Annotated in this window: 14 protein-coding genes; 9 read left to right on the top strand and 5 right to left on the bottom strand. The window is 66.8% G+C overall.

Translation table 11 applies throughout. The annotated features are described in order from the left end of the window. The first annotated feature begins 149 nt into the window (after positions 1-149). The 9 genes from sppA to ACVIW0_RS39005 all read left to right on the top strand — a co-directional run bounded on the left by sppA (position 150) and on the right by ACVIW0_RS39005 (position 8,341). Positions 150-1,127: a signal peptide peptidase SppA gene (gene sppA, locus ACVIW0_RS39045; RefSeq protein WP_461357068.1), complete on the top strand. Its 978-nt coding sequence runs from the start codon at positions 150-152 to the stop codon at positions 1,125-1,127. A gap of 174 nt (positions 1,128-1,301) precedes the next feature. Beyond that, positions 1,302-1,631, top strand: coding sequence for an integration host factor subunit beta (locus tag ACVIW0_RS39040; protein WP_461357067.1), 330 nt, complete (start codon positions 1,302-1,304; stop codon positions 1,629-1,631). Between the two features lie 118 nt (positions 1,632-1,749). Continuing rightward, on the top strand, positions 1,750-2,133 hold the full coding sequence (locus tag ACVIW0_RS39035; RefSeq protein WP_461357066.1) for a LapA family protein: 384 nt from the start codon (positions 1,750-1,752) through the stop codon (positions 2,131-2,133). 76 nt (positions 2,134-2,209) lie between these two features. Beyond that, a complete protein-coding gene (locus ACVIW0_RS39030) occupies positions 2,210-2,911 on the top strand; it encodes a phosphoribosylanthranilate isomerase (protein WP_461357065.1) in 702 nt (233 codons plus the stop codon). Positions 2,912-3,052: 141 nt separating this feature from the next. Further along, positions 3,053-4,270: a tryptophan synthase subunit beta gene (trpB, locus tag ACVIW0_RS39025; protein WP_461357064.1), complete on the top strand. Its 1,218-nt coding sequence runs from the start codon at positions 3,053-3,055 to the stop codon at positions 4,268-4,270. Then, positions 4,267-5,103 (top strand): tryptophan synthase subunit alpha, encoded by an 837-nt coding sequence (trpA, locus tag ACVIW0_RS39020; protein WP_461357063.1) that lies wholly within the window; start codon positions 4,267-4,269, stop codon positions 5,101-5,103. Before trpB ends, trpA begins: the two co-directional genes overlap by 4 nt. 104 nt (positions 5,104-5,207) lie before the next feature. Beyond that, positions 5,208-6,149: an acetyl-CoA carboxylase, carboxyltransferase subunit beta gene (accD, locus tag ACVIW0_RS39015; RefSeq protein ID WP_461357062.1), complete on the top strand. Its 942-nt coding sequence runs from the start codon at positions 5,208-5,210 to the stop codon at positions 6,147-6,149. A gap of 95 nt (positions 6,150-6,244) precedes the next feature. After that, positions 6,245-7,489, top strand: coding sequence for a bifunctional folylpolyglutamate synthase/dihydrofolate synthase (locus tag ACVIW0_RS39010; RefSeq protein WP_461357548.1), 1,245 nt, complete (start codon positions 6,245-6,247; stop codon positions 7,487-7,489). Between the two features lie 111 nt (positions 7,490-7,600). Next, positions 7,601-8,341, top strand: coding sequence for a metallophosphoesterase family protein (locus ACVIW0_RS39005; RefSeq protein ID WP_461357061.1), 741 nt, complete (start codon positions 7,601-7,603; stop codon positions 8,339-8,341). Between the two features lie 3 nt (positions 8,342-8,344). On the opposite strand, the gene ACVIW0_RS39000 is transcribed toward ACVIW0_RS39005, so the two are convergent. The 5 genes from ACVIW0_RS39000 to ACVIW0_RS38980 form a co-directional block, all read right to left on the bottom strand. Next, positions 8,345-9,358 carry an ATP-dependent DNA ligase gene (locus tag ACVIW0_RS39000; protein ID WP_461357060.1) on the bottom strand — a complete coding sequence of 338 codons (1,014 nt, stop codon included), beginning with the start codon at positions 9,356-9,358 and terminating at the stop codon, positions 8,345-8,347. A 147-nt stretch (positions 9,359-9,505) separates the two neighbouring features. Further along, positions 9,506-9,826 carry a thioredoxin gene (gene trxA, locus ACVIW0_RS38995; RefSeq protein ID WP_016847387.1) on the bottom strand — a complete coding sequence of 107 codons (321 nt, stop codon included), beginning with the start codon at positions 9,824-9,826 and terminating at the stop codon, positions 9,506-9,508. A 117-nt stretch (positions 9,827-9,943) separates the two neighbouring features. Beyond that, positions 9,944-13,420: a double-strand break repair helicase AddA gene (gene addA, locus ACVIW0_RS38990; protein ID WP_461357059.1), complete on the bottom strand. Its 3,477-nt coding sequence runs from the start codon at positions 13,418-13,420 to the stop codon at positions 9,944-9,946. Next, positions 13,414-16,560, bottom strand: coding sequence for a double-strand break repair protein AddB (gene addB / locus ACVIW0_RS38985; protein WP_461357058.1), 3,147 nt, complete (start codon positions 16,558-16,560; stop codon positions 13,414-13,416). Before addB ends, addA begins: the two co-directional genes overlap by 7 nt. A 78-nt stretch (positions 16,561-16,638) precedes the next feature. Continuing rightward, entirely contained in the window at positions 16,639-17,556 is a 918-nt protein-coding gene (locus ACVIW0_RS38980; RefSeq protein WP_461357057.1) for a LysR family transcriptional regulator, read from the bottom strand. Positions 17,557-17,576 lie beyond the last annotated feature (20 nt).

Here is a 17,576-nt window from a genome sequence, read left to right as displayed (position 1 = left end):
TCGCTCCATCCGGGCTACGGATGCGTCAATGGGACGGCCCTTGTTTTCTTCAAATTGCGCCGCAATTGATGTATTTGGCTAAGCAGATGGTGACGCTGCGACGGCAAAACGCGCGGGACTGCGCGGTGCCTATTTTCTGGAGAGATCGGATGTCGCTGGATTCAGATGTGATCGTCGACCGCCGCCGCATCAGGCGCAAGCTGACGTTCTGGCGTGTCGCCGCTGCGGTCGTTGCGATCGCGGCCATCGTCGGCGTTGGCGTGATCGCCGCCGGTGGCCGCGGCAGCTTCGCGACATCGAACGCGATCGCACGGATCAACATCGATGGGCTGATCCGCAGCGACCAGGAGCGCGTCGAGGCGCTGGAGCGGCTCGGCAAGTCGAGCTATGCGGCGGTTGTCGTGCACATCAATTCGCCGGGCGGCACCACCGCAGGCTCCGAGCAGCTCTACGATTCGCTGGTGCAGTTGAAGGCGAAGAAACCGCTGGTCGTCGTGGTCGAGGGCCTGGCCGCCTCGGGCGGCTATATCACCGCGATCGCCTCCGATCATATCGTCGCCCAGCAGACCTCGCTGGTCGGCTCGATCGGCGTGCTCTTCCAGTTTCCGAACGTTTCGGAATTGCTCAAGACCGTCGGCGTGAAGATGGAGGAGATCAAATCCTCCCCGCTGAAAGCCGCGCCCAACGGCATGGAGCCGACCAGTCCCGAGGCGCGCGCCGCGATCGAGGGTCTGGTCAAGGACTCCTATGCCTGGTTCCGTGGATTGGTGAAGGAGCGGCGCGGCATGGACGACGCCATTCTGGAGAAGGTCGCGGACGGCCGCGTCTTCACCGGCCGGCAGGCGGTCGATCTCAAGCTGATCGATCAGCTCGGGGACGAGAAGACCGCGATCGCCTGGCTGGTTGCGGAGAAGAAGGTCAAAAGCGACCTGCCGGTGCGCACTTACAAGCTCAATCCGCGCTTTAGCGACCTGACCTTCCTGCGCACGGCGGCATCCATGACACTCGATGCGCTCGGCCTCGGCGGCATCGCGCGGCGGATCGAGCAGGGCGGCGTGGCTCAGGCGGTCGACCGGTTCGGGCTCGACGGCATGCTGGCACTGTGGAGTCCGGGCGGAACCGACTGATCGGCTGCCAAACGCGTACCGTTTGATGAATTCCCGCTTTGCGGGAATCTCCGCATGCCCTAATCGGGCTATTTGTCACGCGATTTCACGGCGTTCTAAATCGATTTAGCGTCTTGACAGTGCACGGCATTTTCACGGAAATGGGTTTCCGCAAGAGCCCGGATCCCACTTTCGATGATCAAATCCGAACTTGTTCAGCGTATCGCCGAGCACAACCCGCACCTCTATCAGAGGGATGTCGAGAATATTGTGAACGCGATTCTCGATGAAATCGTCGCGGCGCTGGCGCGTGGCGACCGTGTCGAGTTGCGCGGTTTCGGCGCATTCTCGGTGAAGCATCGCCCGGCGCGCGCCGGCCGCAATCCGCGTACCGGCGAGCATGTGCCGGTCGATCAGAAGAGCGTGCCGTTCTTCAAGACCGGCAAGGAAATGCGCGAGCGTCTCAATCGCGACGAGACCGAGCCGGGAGCCTCCAAGGTCGACGCGCCCAAAGCCGACGCTTAACGGGCGGATGCTTAAGAGGCTGATGACTGACAAGGCTGTGGCTTAGCGCGCGAGATCAGGCGTTGCCGTGCCGCGGGCGACCAGCCCGCCACTTTCTCCATCGCTGCGAGAGATGGTCATGCGAAAGTTCTTCACGGCAGTGGTCGTCATTCCGCTCGGACTGATCTTCATCATCTTTGCGGTCGCCAACCGTCACTGGGTGACGGTGTCGTTTGACCCCTTCAACTCTGTGACGCCGACGATCGCGGTCACACTGCCGCTGTTCGTCGTCATCATCGCCTCCGCGATCCTGGGTGTGATCGCGGGCGGCATCGCGACCTGGTTCAGGCAGGGGCGCTGGCGCCGCGCCGCCCGGCAGCACGAGGCCGACGCGCGCCAGGTCCGTACCGAGCTCGCCGACCTCAGGGCCGCCGTCCGGGACGACGCGCAGCGCCGTCCGGCCCAGACCCAGCTTGGCTTTTACGGGCCCAATGGGCGAGACAAGCAGGGCGCGACGTTGTAGAACCCGCCCCGTCGGACCCGGGCCAGCCCGTGTTCCGGCCGCCCGAAAGCCCGTTTTGAAGACCCGTTTTGAGACCATGCCCCTGCTCGTCAAAATCTGCGGCCTGTCCACGCGCGAGACGCTCGACGTCGCGCTCGAGGGCGGTGCCGACATGGTGGGGTTCGTGTTCTTTCCGCCGTCGCCGCGCCATATCAGCCTGGAGACCGCGCGCGAGCTGGGCAGCCGCGCCAAGGGCCGCGCCGTCAAGGTCGCGCTGATCGTCGATGCCGACGATGCCACCATCGAGAACATCATCGAGACGCTGCGGCCCGACATCCTGCAACTGCACGGCCAGGAGACCACGGCACGGCTGCGCGACCTCAAGCAGAAATTTGGCCTGCCGCTGATGAAGGCGCTGCCGGTCGAGACCGCAGCCGATCTCGCCCCGCTGCCGGGTTATGTCAGTGTCGCTGACCGCATCCTGTTCGACGCCCGCGCGCCGAAGGATGCGACGCGGCCGGGCGGTCTCGGCGCGCCGTTCGACTGGCACGTGCTGGAGAATCTCGATCTCGCGCTGCCCTACATGGTCTCCGGCGGGCTCAATGCCGAGAATGTCGCTGAAGCCGTCCGCGTCACCCGCGCCGGCGGTGTCGACGTCTCGTCGGGCGTCGAGCGCACGCCCGGCGTCAAGGATCCCGAGCTGATCCGCGCCTTCATCCGCGCCGCACGCGCAACCGACTCCACTTCACCTCTCCCCGATTACGGGGAGAGGTCGACCGCGCAACGCGCGGGCGGGTGAGGGGCGCCGCAACATGATCGAGCAATTGGAGAAACCCCTCACCCCAACCCTCTCAGAGCGAGCTGTGCTCGTCTCGGCCCCGCAAGAGCGGGGCGAGGGAGCGGAAACAGCCGCGATGCGGCATCAAGAACTGATGGTTCGATGAATCAAAACCTGCCCAATTCCTTCCGCAGCGGACCCGACGAGCGCGGGCATTTCGGCATTTTCGGCGGACGCTTCGTCGCTGAAACGCTGATGCCGCTGATCCTCGATCTCGAAAAGGCCTATGCCGACGCCAAGGCCGATCCGGCGTTCCAGGCCGAGATGAATGTCTATCTGAAGGACTATGTCGGCCGGCCCTCGCCGCTGTACTTCGCCGAACGGCTCACCGAGCATCTCGGCGGCGCGAAAATCTATCTGAAGCGCGAGGAGCTCAACCACACCGGCTCGCACAAGGTCAACAATGTGCTCGGCCAGATCATGGTCGCGCGCCGCATGGGCAAGAAGCGCATCATCGCCGAGACCGGCGCCGGCCAGCACGGCGTGGCGACGGCGACACTGTGCGCGCGGTTCGGGCTCGAATGCGTGGTCTATATGGGCGCGGTCGACGTCGAGCGGCAGCAGCCGAACGTGATCCGCATGGAGATGCTCGGCGCCAAGGTCGTCCCGGTGCAGTCGGGCGCACGCACGCTGAAGGACGCGATGAACGACGCGCTGCGCGATTGGGTCACCAACGTGCACAACACGTTCTACTGCATCGGCACCGTCGCGGGTCCGCACCCCTATCCGATGATGGTGCGCGATTTCCAGTCGATCATCGGCCACGAGACCCGCACGCAGATGCAGGAGGCGGAGGGCCGCCTGCCGGACTCGCTGATCGCCTGCATCGGCGGCGGCTCCAATGCGATGGGCCTGTTCCATCCGTTCCTCGACGATCCCTCGGTCGAGATTTTCGGCGTCGAGGCGGCCGGTCACGGGCTGACGCAGCTGCACGCGGCCTCGCTCGCCGGCGGGCGCCCCGGCGTGCTGCACGGCAACCGCACCTATCTGTTGATGGATGCCGACGGCCAGATCGAGGAAGCGCACTCGATCTCCGCCGGCCTCGACTATCCCGGCATCGGCCCCGAGCATTCCTGGCTGCATGAGACCGGCCGCGTCAAATATCTCTCGGCGACCGACGAGGAAGCGCTCGCCGCATTCCAGCTGCTGTCGCGGCTCGAAGGCATCATTCCCGCGCTGGAATCCGCGCACGCGATCGCGAAATTGTCCGAGCTCGCGCCGCAGCGGCCGAAGGATCACTTGATGGTGGTCAACCTCTCGGGCCGCGGCGACAAGGACGTGCCGCAGGTCGGCGACATCTTGAAGGCGAGGCAGAAGTGACCACCCGTATCGACGCACGTTTCGCCGAGCTGAAGCAGCAGGGCCGCTCCGCTTTCGTCACCTTCGTGATGGCCGGCGACCCCGACCCAAAGACCTCGCTCGACATCCTCAAGGCGCTGCCGAAGGCCGGTGCCGATGTCATCGAGATCGGCATGCCGTTCACCGATCCGATGGCCGACGGCCCGTCGATCCAGGCCGCAGGCCTGCGCGCGCTCAAGGGCGGCATGACCCTGCGCAAGACGCTGGCGATGGTCCGCGACTTCCGCAAGGAGGACAACGCCACGCCGATCGTGCTGATGGGCTACTACAATCCGATCTACATCTACGGCGTCGACGGCTTCCTGGCCGATGCCAGGAGCGCCGGCGTCGATGGCCTGATCATCGTCGACCTGCCGCCGGAGGAAGACACCGAGCTCTGCATCCCCGCGATCAAGGCCGGGCTGAACTTCATCCGTCTGGCGACGCCGACCACCGACGACAACCGCCTGCCGGCGGTGCTCGCCAACACCTCGGGCTTTGTCTACTACGTCGCGGTCACCGGAATCACCGGCAGTGCCGCGGCCGATTCGAAGGTCGTTGGTGCGGCCGTGGCGCGCATCAAGCGGCACACCGCGCTACCGGTCTGTGTCGGCTTCGGCATCCGAACTCCGGAAGCGGCGCGCGCAATCGCCGAGAACGCCGATGGCTCCGTGGTCGGCACCGCGCTGGTTGATGCCCTGAAGGGCAGCCTCGATGCCGAGGGGCGTGCCACGCCGAAGACCGTGGGCGCGGTGGCGGATCTGGTGTCCGCGCTGGCGCAGGGGGTCCGCGGCGCCAAGCAGGCCGCTGAATAAGCCACATTTTGCGGCAACAAGGCCGCCAATGGCGGCTTGCCGGGGTCGCCTGGCCCGCCATATATCCAGCTGGTGCGGGACCGACCCGCATTTCGGAGCGAACCATGAACTGGCTCACCAACGTCGTCCGGCCGAAGATCCGCAACATCCTGCGGCGCGAGACGCCGGAGAATCTCTGGATCAAGTGTCCGGATTCCGGGCAGCTCGTGTTCTACAAGGACGTCGAGGCCAACCAGTTCGTGATCCCCGGCTCGAACTACCACATGCGGATGGGCGCGGTGGCCCGGCTGAAGTCGATCTTCGACAACGAAACCTGGTTCGACGTCGCGCTGCCCGAGGTGACGGCCGATCCGCTCAAGTTCCGCGACGAGCGCAAATACGCCGACCGCATCAAGGATGCCCGCGCCAAGACCGGACTGAACGACGCGATCAAAGTCGGTTACGGCAAGCTGGAGGGCGCCGGCGTCGTGGTCGCGGTGCAGGACTTCGATTTCATGGGCGGCTCGCTCGGCATGGCCGCCGGTGAGGCGATGGTGCGCGGGCTCGAGCTCGCGGTCGAGAAGAAGTCGCCGTTCATCGTGTTCGCCGCATCCGGCGGCGCGCGCATGCAGGAAGGCATCCTGTCGCTGATGCAGATGCCGCGCACCACCGTCGGCGTCCAGATGCTGCGCGAGGCGAAGCAACCCTACATCGTCGTGCTGACCAATCCGACCACCGGCGGCGTCACCGCGTCCTATGCGATGCTTGGCGACGTCCAGATCGCCGAGCCCGGTGCGCTGATCGGCTTCGCCGGCGCGCGCGTGATCGAGCAGACCATCCGCGAGAAGCTGCCGGAAGGTTTCCAGCGCGCCGAATATCTGCGCGAGCACGGCATGGTCGACATGGTCGTGCACCGCCACGAGATGAAGGCGACGCTGGCGCGGCTGTGCCGCCTGCTGACCAAGGCGCCGGCGCTGGAAACCGCATCGAAATCCACGGCCCCGGTCACCGAGCCGGCCCAGATCGTCACGGCGCCGGAGACGGTGCCGGCCGCGCCGCACGCGTGACCGCAAGCGCCGCCCCATCGCAAGCCTCGTTCGAGGCGTTGATCGCGCGGATATCGGCGCTGCATCCCAAGCGCATCGATCTCAGCCTCGATCGCATGCGCGGCCTGATGGAGCGGCTCGATCATCCCGAGCGCAAGCTGCCGCCGGTGATCCATGTCGCCGGCACCAACGGCAAGGGCTCGACGGTTGCCTATCTGCGGGCGATCCTCGAAGCATCAGGCCTGCGCGTGCACGTCTTCACCTCGCCTTACCTGGTGCGGCTCAACGAATGCTACCGACTGGGCGCGGTCGGCGGCGGCAAGCTGGTCGGCGACGACGAACTGCGCGCGACATTCGAGGATTGCGAGCGCGTCAACGCCGGCAACCCGATTACAATCTTCGAGATGGAAACGGCGGTGGCGTTCTGCCTGTTCGCCAAGCATCCGGCCGATGTCGCGCTGCTCGAGGTCGGGCTCGGCGGCCGGCTGGATTCCACCAATGTGGTGGAGACGCCGCTCGCCTCGGTGATCACGCCGGTCAGCATGGATCACATGGAATTCCTCGGCGACAATCTGGCGGCGATCGCCGGCGAAAAGGCCGCGATCATCAAGCGCAAGGTGCCGGTGGTGTGTGCCGAACAGGCGCCGGAGGCGATGGCCGTGATCGAGGCGGAGGCGAACCGCATGCGCGCGCCGCTGCATGCCGCCGGCCAGCAATGGCATGTCGGCGTCGAGCGCGGCCGGCTGGTCTATCAGGACGAGCGCGGCCTGCTCGATCTCGCCGCGCCAAGACTGTTCGGCCGGCATCAGTTCGACAATGCGGGCCTCGCGATCGCGACCCTGCGCGCAATCGACGCATTCAAGCTCAACATCGCAGCCTTCGAGGCCGGCATCGTCAATGCGGAATGGCCGGCGCGGATGCAGCGACTGGTCTCAGGCAACCTGGTCTGCCAGGGCCCGCAGGGCTCCGAGATCTGGCTCGATGGCGGCCACAATGCCGAGGGCGGCCGCGTTGCCGCCGCGGCGCTCGGCGATCTCGAGGAGCGGGTGTCGCGGCCGCTGGTCGTAATCGCGGGCATGATGGCCAACAAGGATGCCAATGCTTTCCTCGCCAATTTCGCCGGGCTGACGCGACACATCATCGCGGTCCCGGTGCCCGGCCGCGACAACGGCATGGCGCCGGATAAACTCGCCGACGCCGCACGCGCGCTCGGAATGCGGGTCGAGATCGCATCCGGCGTCGATGCCGCCTTGCAGCGGCTTGCGACGCTGGCCTACGAGGTGCCGCCGCGCATCCTGATCACCGGCTCGCTATACCTCGCCGGCCCGGTGCTTGCCGCCAACGGCACGCCTCCTGCATAACGTTGTGTCGTTGTGTCGTAGCCCGGATGGAGCGTAGCGTAATCCGGGACGGACCGCGGTGAGGGCGGTCCCGGATTACGCTTCGCTCCATCCGGGCTACGGGAGAACAACATGCGTTTTGCTGCGATCGCCGATATCCACGGCAACCACCTCGCACTTGAGGCAGTCTTGTCCGACATCCGCGCGCAGGGCATTTCCGACATCGTCGATCTCGGCGACATGGCGAGCGGGCCGCTCGACGCCCGGCCGACGATCGACATGCTGATGGCGCTCGATGCGGTCCACCTGCTCGGCAATCACGACCGCTATCTGATCGACCGCCCGCACGAGAAGATGGGCGCCTGGGAGCGGCTGACCTATACCCAGCTCGAGCCGCGGCATCTCGATTGGCTGCGCACGCTGCCGGCCAATGCGGTCTATCGCGACGCGGTTTTCCTCTGCCATGCAACGCCGCAGGATGACGAGACCTATTGGCTCGAGACGGTGCTGCCGGGCGGCGAAGTCTGCATGTCAGCGCTTGACGCGATCGAGGCCAAAACCACGGGCATCACGCAATCGCTGATTCTCTGCGCGCACACCCACACCGCGCGCGCGGTGCGGCTTCGCGACGGTCGGCTGATCGTCAATCCCGGCAGCGTCGGCTCGCCGGGCTATCGCGCCGGCAGGCCATATCCGCATGTCGTCGAGGCCGGCTCGCCCGACGCCCGCTATGCGATCCTCGAACAGGTTCATGGCGACTGGACCGTGACCTTCCGCCATATCCCCTACGATCACGAAGCGATGGCGGCGCTGGCGCGCCAGCATGGCCAGGCCGAGCTCGCGTCGGCGCTGGCGACCGGATGGATCCGCTGACGGCTACGCCTTCAACAGCTTCATCGGATCGACCGCCTTTTGCTTCAGCTGCTCGAACGTACATTGCGTCGGCGCCTTGTCCGGACGCCAACGCAGGATTGAGGTGCCGTGGCGAAAGCGGTCGCCACTGAAATGGTCGTAGCAGACTTCGATCACGAGTTTGGGCCTTAGCGGACACCATTCTGCCGAGCGTTCGGTCGACCACCGGCTCGGGCCGCCCGGTGCATTCCCGGTGAAGCCGGGTTTGGCGATTAACGGCTCGAGGCGATCGGTGAGCGCCGGCTTGTCCTGCTGCTTGATGGCGGAGGTGAAGCCGACATGGTGCAACAGGGCATCGTCGCCGTAGAGGCCGAGCAGCAGCGAGCCGACCACCCTGCGGCCGCCGGTTCGGTTGGCGGCATAGCGAAAGCCCCCGACCACACAATCGGCGCTTCTGAATTTCTTGATCTTCTGCATGCCGTCGCGATTGCCGGCCTGATACGGCAAGTCCAGGCGCTTGGCGATGACGCCGTCGAAGCCGCCGCCCGACCGCGCCAGCCATTTCTCGGCAACTGCATGGCTTGCGGTGGCCGGCGAGAGCCGAAAGCTGGGGTTGGATTTCAATTCCGATTTGGCGAACGCTTCGAGCTGCGGCCGCCGCTCGCTCAAGGGCTGCTCAGAAAGCTTCTTGTCGGTTGGCGAAGCGAGCAGATCGAACGCGAGAAACAGGGCGGGCGTCTCATGCGCGAGCCGTGTCACCCGGCTGGCGGCCGGATGAATGCGTTGCAGGAGATCGTCGAAGGAGAACGTCCGGCCGTGCGGCACCACGATCTCGCCGTCGAGCGCGAACGACTTTGCCTTGACGGCGAGCGCCGCGGCGACCAGCTCCGGAAAATAGCGGCCGAGATCTTCGCCGGATTTCGAGCGCAGGTCGACGTTGTTGCCGTCCCGTTTCAGCAGGCAGCGGAAACCATCCCATTTGGGCTCGTATTGCCACTCCCTGCCGCGCGGGATCGCTTCGACCGATCGTGCTTCCATCGCGACGAGGGACGAGGACCTGGACGCTCGCTTCGGACGGGTGGCAGGCAAAACGCTGAGACCTCAAACGCAACACACATGGTCTCAACGCAAACGGCCGGCGAATCCGCCGGCCGTACTCGAAATTATTTAATCAGCAGACGTGGATCAGACCGCAGCGGTGATCCACTGCTGCAGCTTGGCCTTCGGCGCGGCGCCGACCTGACGGGAGGCCATCTCGCCGCCCTTGAAGATCATCAGGGTCGGGATCGACATCACGCCATATTTCGACGCGGTCTTCGGGCTCTCGTCGACGTTGAGCTTCACGATCTTGACCTTGTCGCCCATCGCGCCGGAAATCTCATCGAGAGCGGGTGCGATCATGCGGCAGGGGCCGCACCATTCGGCCCAGAAGTCGACGACCACCGGCCCGGTCGCCTTGAGCACTTCGGCTTCGAAATCGGCGTCAGAAACCTTGCCAACGGCCATGTGAATACCTCGTTCGGTTGGGACAAAAGGGCGCGGGTTGAGAATCGCGCCCGGGAGCATGCGGCAAACGTATGAATGCCCCCTTGCCGGGTCAAGCTCGCTCACGCCGACATGAACTTATGCCAGCCCGGCGTCCAGCGCGGAGGCAGAAATCTCCATCATTTCAGGGGTTTCTGTCCAGAGCAGAGCGGCGTGGATGATCCTTTGGGGAAAAAGTTTTGCCAGCACCGCACGGTACAGCGCGAGCTGCCGGATATAGCCCTTGGGGGCCTCGGCGGCGGTCTTTGGCGGGGCGTGGTTGGTCTTGAAGTCGACGATCAGGACCTCGTTCGGCGTCACCACCAGCCGGTCGATCTGGCCCGAGACCAGCACCTTCGGCCGGCCCGGCCACTCCAGCCGACCCACGATCGAAACCTCGGCACGGCTGCCGGGGGCAAATACCGGCGCGAAGCGCAGATCGACTGTCAGGGCGACCACCTGCCGAGCCAGCGCCGCGCGCTCTTCCTCGCTCCATCCATCGGCGTTACGGGCAAGATAGCCGAGCGCCGCGCCGAGCCGTCGTTCCACCGCAACGTCGGGCAGCGATTGCAGCAGGCGATGCACCAGCGTGCCGCGTTGCAGGGCGCGGGCGCGCAGCAGCACGGATTCGCCGGTTCGTATCTTGTGGCTATCGTCATCGGCCGGATCGGACGGGCGTAGCACGCCCGCGGCAGACGCTTCCGGCGCGGCCGCGGTCCGCAGCCAGGAAGGCAGCGTGATCGGCGCAGGGGCAGGCGACGCCGCCGCGCCGGTGAGATCGGCGACGTCGTCGGGCCGCGAATAGCGCGTCACCTTGCCGGCCGGCGTCTGCTCTTCCTCGAGCTTGAGCCCGGAATTGGCGAGCCCCTTGGTGATCAGATCGTACCAGGAGGATTTGCGCACCGTGTTCGTGTTGCCGGGCATGCAGCCGCCGACGATCAGCCGGTCGGCGGCGCGCGTCATCGCGACATAGAGCAGGCGGCGATACTCGTCCTCGGTGTCGCCGAGCATCGCCTTGCGCGCTTCTGCGACATTGGGAGGATCCTCGGCCTTCTTGCCGGCCCACACCACGACGCCGGGGGCGTCCGGTGCGGCATTGCCTTGCGGCAGATGGATCAGGCGCAGCCGCTGGGTGTCCGACGGCGAGGTCGTGGTGTCGACCAGGAACACCACCGATGCCTCGAGGCCCTTGGCGCCGTGCACGGTCATCACGCGCACCTCGTCGCGCGAGATCTCCATGTCGCGCTTCACCTCGGTGTCGGCGGCGCGCAGCCAGGCGACAAAGCCCTGCAGCGAGGCCGGCGCCTTGCGCTCGTAGCCCAGCGCCAGCTCGAGGAATTCGTCGAGCGCGTCATTGGCCTCCTGGCCAAGCCGGCGCAGCATGCGCGCCCGCCCGCCATCGCCGCCGAGCAGCCAGGCATAGAACGCGAACGGCGTCTCCTGGGTGAAGCGGCGCTCGCATTGTTCGAGGCGGCGCAGCGCGGCCGCCAAGCGCTCATCACTCGTTGCCTGCGCGGTCAACGCCTCGCGCAGCGGGCCGCGGCGTTGATACGCCAGCTTGAACAGATCGTCATCGTCGAGGCCGAATAGCGGGCTCTTCAGCGCCACCGCGAGCGCGAGGTCGTCCTGCGGCAGCAGCAGCGCGTCGGCGAGGTTCATCAGATCGATGATCGCGATGTGCTCGGTCAGCTTCAGCCGGTCGGCGCCGGCGACCGGGATACCCGCGTGCTTCAGCGCCTGGATCACTGCGTCGAAGGCATTGCCGCGCCGCCGCACCAGGATCAGCATGTCGCCGTAACGCAGCGGCCGCCGCGCGCCTTCGCTGCCGGTCATGGTGCCGCTGGTGACGAGGCGCTTGATCTCGGCCTGGATGCGCCGCGCCAGCTTCACCTCGGGGCTGGTCACCGAGACGCCGTCGAACGGCGCCCGCCAGCCCTCGATGTCCTGGCGGTCGTCGGCGACCGCGAGGTCCCACAGCTCGATCAGGCTGGGGCCGGCGTCGGCCATCGCATTGTGGATCGGATAGCCGTTCTCAACCGCGTGAATGCTGCGGAAGATCTCCTGCTCGCGGAACACATGGTCGACCGAATGCAGGATCACCGGTCCGGAGCGGAACGAATAGGTGAACGACACCGGATCGAATTTCAGCCCGGCCTCCTCGAACCGCCGCTTCAGCTCGCGCCGGCGCAGGTCGAATTCGCGCGGTGCCGCGCCCTGGAACGAGAAGATCGACTGCTTCTCGTCGCCGACCGCAAAGACGGTGCGCACCAGGCCGTCGCGCGCACCGGCGCCGGAGGTGAACTCCGAGATGATATGCGCAATGATGTCCCATTGCCGCGGACTGGTATCCTGCGCCTCGTCGATCAGCACATGATCGACGCCGCGGTCGAGCTTGTAATGCACCCAGCCCGACGAGACGCGGTCGAGCATCGCCAGCGTCTTGTCGATCAGATCGTCGTAGTCGAGCAGGCCACGTTCCAGCTTCTCGCGCCGGTAGTGCGCAGCCGCCGCAGTCGCGATGTGGATCAGTGCCTCGGTGCGGTCGCGCGCCACCACGGCGCGGCGGCGCTCGATCAGCGGGCCGAGACGGTCGATCTCCGCCTCGAAGCGGTGGCCGGCGACGGAGTTTTTCTTAATGAAATTGTTGGTGACGACGGAGGCGCGCGGTGCGCGCTCATCGGTCAGGAACACGCCGAGATACTCATCCACCTGCGCCGCCCCGGTAAAGGTCAGCGCGCTGCGCAGCCGCTCGGCCTGCTTCTGATCCGCCTTGCTGCTGGTGTCGAGCAGCGTGGCCGTCTCCTGCCAGCTCGACCGCGGCAGGTTCGGCCCGTCGACGATCTCGCGTTCGACGTCCTCGATGCGAATCTCGGTGGAGACACCGAGCGCGGCCGACATCTGCGCCACGGCGGCCGCAGCGCTGCCGGCGGCGTCGGTCCAGGCCATGAAGTGATCGCGGCTGAGGCAGGCTTCGCGGACCACCTCCTTGAAGGTGACGTCGGCGGCATTTGCCATCGCCGTCCGCAGCGCGCGGCCGATCGGACTGTCGGGAATCCGCGATGCCTCGAGGAACACGGCGAGATTGGCGCGCTCCATCATCTCGTTCTGGTCGCGGTCATCGAGCACCGCGAAGCGCGCCGGCACATTGGCCTCGAACGGAAACTGCTGCAGCAGGCGGGTGCACAGCGCGTGGATGGTCTGTACCTTCAACCCGCCGGGCGTCTCCAGCGCGCAGGCAAATAGTTTTCGCGCTTCGCGCCGCAACGTCGCGCTTGGATGCGCGATGCCGGCCTCGCGGATCGCGGCATCGAGCCCGGCATCGTCGAGCGTCACCCAGTGCCCGAGCGTCGTGAACACGCGTTCGGCCATGTTCGCCGCGGCGGCCTTGGTGAAGGTGATGCAGAGGATCTTTTCCGGCGGCACGCCTGAGAGCAGCAGGCGGATCACGCGCTGCACCAGCACGTGGGTCTTGCCCGAGCCGGCATTGGCCGACACGAAGGTCGAGGCCTTCGGATCGGACGCGCGCGCCTGCGCGTCACGTACCGCGGGCGGGATCGGTCTGGCAGCCTTCACCATTCCTCGATCCCCAGGCCGCCGGCGGCGGACCATTCCTTGATGCGCGCGAGGTCGTCATAGGCGCCGTAACGGTTCGCCCACATCGAGAGGTTCAGCGAGGTGTAGGCTTGGCTCTCGTCGTCGAAGGCGCGGATCAAGGCTTCCAGCTTGCGCCGGGCGCTGTCGGCGGCCTCATCGGGCGGCTGCGGCGTGTCGCTGGTCTTGATCTTCAACTCCAGCGAACGCTGCTCGCCCGGCGGGTTGTTGCCGCTCAGCCTGACATAGACGAGATCGCCGACCGAGGAGTCGGCCGGGATGTCGGCAAAGCCGCCCTCGCGCAGGATCGCGGCTTCGAGCGTGAGCTGCGGCGACAGGCCCATGCGCACCTGCTTGCCGGTCGGCGGCTGGCCGGTCTTGTAGTCGAGGATCGCAAAGCTGCCGTCGTCGCGCCGCTCGATTCGGTCGGCGCGCGCCGAGAGCACGAACGTCCTGGCATCGTCGAGCGGAATGCCGATCTCGCCGCGGACCTCGGCCTTGATCGCAGCAATGCTGCCGCGCCGGGCCTGCTCCCATTCGGCAAACCACGCCGCGATGCGCTGGAAGCGCGGCCACCACAGCGCGCGCGCCTCCGGCCGCTCCATCAGCGGCGCAAAATGCTTGGCACCGATGTCGCGCAGCGCGCTCTTGATGTCGTCAGGCAGCGCGTCGGCGTAAGTCTGCGTGAACTCGCCGAGCGCTTCGTGGATTGCGGAGCCGCGATCGGCCGCCGACAGCGGCATGTCGACGGGATCGAGCGGATCGAGCTTCAGAATGTAGCGCGCATAGATCGTGTAGGGATCACGCAGCCAGTCTTCGATCGCGGTGACCGACATTTTCAGCGGCCGCGCCTCGCGCGGCGGCCGCGGCTCCGGCTGCGGGATCGGCTCGACCTTGTCGGGCCGATCGAGCTCGGCGGCATATTGCACATAAATCTCGCCGGCCGATGTCGCGGCCTTCCAGCGCGCTTCGCCCGCCACCGCTTCGAGCCGATGCAGGAAGCGCGAGGCAACAGCCGGTGCGCCGCCGACTTTTGCGGCGTGGGTGAGGATGACCTCGTCGTGGCCGAGCAGCTGCGCAAAGTCGTGCGCGGAAAGACCGATGCGCCGTTCGGGCAGATCGAGCCCGAGCTCGTGCCGCATCGGCCGGCTCAGCCAGGGATCGACCCGCGGCGCTGGCGGCCAGACGCCCTCGACCAGGCCGCCGAGGATGATGCGATCGGATTCGGTGAGACGCGCTTCGAGCGAGCCATAGATGTTGAGCTGCGCCCGCGCCGATTCCGGCCGGCGCACCATGCGGTCGGCGAATGCGGTCTGGAACACCTCGGGATAGTCTGACAGTGGCGTCATCAGCCCGCTCGGCTGCTGCTTGGCCAGCAGCTCGTCGAAGGCAGACGCCAGCGATGCGCCGGCGCGTTCCTCGAACGCGATGGCAACGCCGTTCTCGTCGGAAGACAGCGCGATCAGCGCTTCGCGGTGGCGCGCGGCCAGTTCGGCGAAATCATACGGTTTTGACGACGCCATGCCTTCCAGCGGCGCCAGCGCCGCCTGCAATCTGGCGATCAGATCCTGGGCCTGGTTGAGCTCGTTGTCGCGCAGCCGGGCGCGCGGCTCCATCGCATGCAGCGACGAGGTCTCGCCGCCATGCAGCTTGACCAGTTCGGCGCGGAAGCGGGCGAAGTCGCGCGCAAGCCCGCCGGTCCCGGCTTGCGGCCGCGTGCCGCGCAGCAGCGCGACCTCCAATACCTCGGTCGCGCGCTTCAGCGCGCCGTGCGCGCCGCCGAGCCGGAACAGCGGATGCTTGAGTAGTGCGAGCAAAGTCGGCGGCTCCAGCCCCTTGGCTGCGGCCTCCGCGGCGAGGCGGGCGAACACGCCGGCCGGCGTTTCGATCAGCGCGTCACCGCCGGAATCGTCGAATTCGAGCTTCCAGCGTGTCAACGATGCCATCACCCGGCGCGCCAGCGCGCGGTCCGGCGTCACCAGCGCGGCCGATTTGCCGAGATGCCGCGCCTCGCGCATCGCGACCGCGATCGCCAGCGCTTCCATCTCCGGGTTGGGCGCCTCGACCACGGTGAGCTTGCTCATCCCGGCGGAAATCCGCGCCACGATCTCGGGCCGCTCCAGCCGGTCGTGCCATTGCGCGGTCGCAGTCGAGGGACGCATCGTCTCCGACACCAGGATTTCGCGCCCCTGCGGCGCAGGCTCGGCGAGGCTCTCGACATCGCGGCGCTTGATGCCGAAGCGGTCGAGCAGCGCGTGCATCGCGAATTGCGGGTGGTTAGACGAGGGCGGCGTTTTGAACCTGCCGTCGTCGCCGCGCTCGCCGCCGATCGTGTCCCAGCTGTCTTCGTCGAGATCGGTGTCGAGCCCGGGCAGCACCACCGCGCCGTTCGGCAGCTTCGCCACCGCGTGCAGGAATTTTGCGGTCGCCGGCATCGAGCCGGTCGAACCGGCTGCGATCACCGGGCCGGCGTGATGCGTGGTCAGCCGTGCCGCTTCCGCCTCGATCAAGAGATCGCGGCGTGCGGCAGGTTCGATCCGGCCGATCTCCTTGAGGTAGTTCGGCCAGGCGTCGCGCGCGATGCGCAGGAATTCCAGCGAATGCTGCCAGTATTTGTCGAGCTGGTCCGGCACCAGGCGGTCGAGCGCCCGCCAGTCGACGCCGCGGGTCACCATGTCGTCCATCAACCGCGCCAGGTCGCCGGCGAGCTGCAAGGTCGAAGCCGGGCCGCCGACCACCAGCGGCGCCGACACCGGCGTCCTCGCCCAGGCCGCGACCAGATGCGCCAGGGTCAGCCTGCGCTCGAGCTCGCCGAGCCGTGGCGGAATCTCCAGCGGCGCCGCGCCGCCAATGTCGTCGCCCTGGTCGGCGAAGGCGAGCTCGTCCTCATCGATCTCGCCGAGCGCGACGATGCGCGGCAGCACCGCGGCGTCGGAATCGAGCACGTCGAGGAAGATTTCGCGCGCCAGCCGTCCGGCGCGGCGGGTCGGCAGATAAAGCGTGGCGTTGGCGAGCTTCGCCGGATCGTTGCGCGCCGCGAATCCCGCGACCAGCCGGCCATCGACCAGCGCCGAGATGACGGTGCGCAGGAACGGCGCAGAAACGGGAACGCTGAAAATGCGCATGGGCTGCCTGATTCGATCAGGCGCCAATATAGGGAGCGGCGGCCGTCGTTAGCCACCCCTCACGCTTGACCGCCTTCATTATCGCAATCGGGCGACGCAGCGATCGACGGCATCCAGGAACCAGCGCAGCGCCGGATCCTCAGCGGCACGGCTTGCGTGGATCAGGTCGATCGCGAAGGCTGCAATGTCGATCGGCGGCATCACCACCGTAACATCGGCGAGGTTCGTAAAGCGGCGGACGACGCGCTCCGCCATCGTCGCAATGAGATCGGTGCCCGTGACCGCAAACGGAACGGCCACCACATGCGCAAGCGTCACGGCCACCCGCCGCTTCAGCCCATGCCGCGCCAGCAGCGCGTCGATCACGCTCGGCAGGCCATCGCCGCCGGCCGCCGAAAACAGCGCGTGCGGCAGGGCCGCATAGTCTTGCAGGCTCAGGCGTTCCGAATGATTGGCGCGCGCGGCATCGCGGATGCAGACGAAGCGCTCCTCGAACAGCCGGTGCCGGACGCAGCGTGGCGTCTCCGGCAAATGGCCGCCGATCAGCGCGTCGAGTTCGCCGCGTTCGAGTTTTGTGAGCGCCGTCGTCGCTTCAGTCAGTGGGCGCACGGCGAGGTCGATGCCGGGCGCCTCGATGCGCAACAGCCGGGTCAGTTCCGGCACCAGAACGAGATCGCCATAGTCGGTCGCGGCGATGGTGATGCGCCGTCGCGCGGTGGCGGGATCGAAGCTGGGGTCGGGCGCCAGCGCGCCCCTGATCTGCCGCAACGCCTCGCCGATCGGCCCGGCCAGCGCCAGCGCCTTTTCGGTCGGCCGCATGCCGGCGCCGGCGCGCAGGAACAGTTCGTCCGCAAACAGCGCGCGCAGCCGCCGCAGCGCGCTGCTCATCGACGGTTGGGCGAGGCCAATGCGCTCGGCCGCGCGGGTGACGTGGCGTTCCTGCAGCAGCGCCTCGAAGGCGACCAGCAGGTTGAGATCGACGGCTGCTAAATTCATCGTAGCAATAATACTCATAG

The organism is Bradyrhizobium sp. USDA 4454 (assembly GCF_054822705.1).
This window is presented reverse-complemented; position numbering and strand designations above follow the sequence as displayed.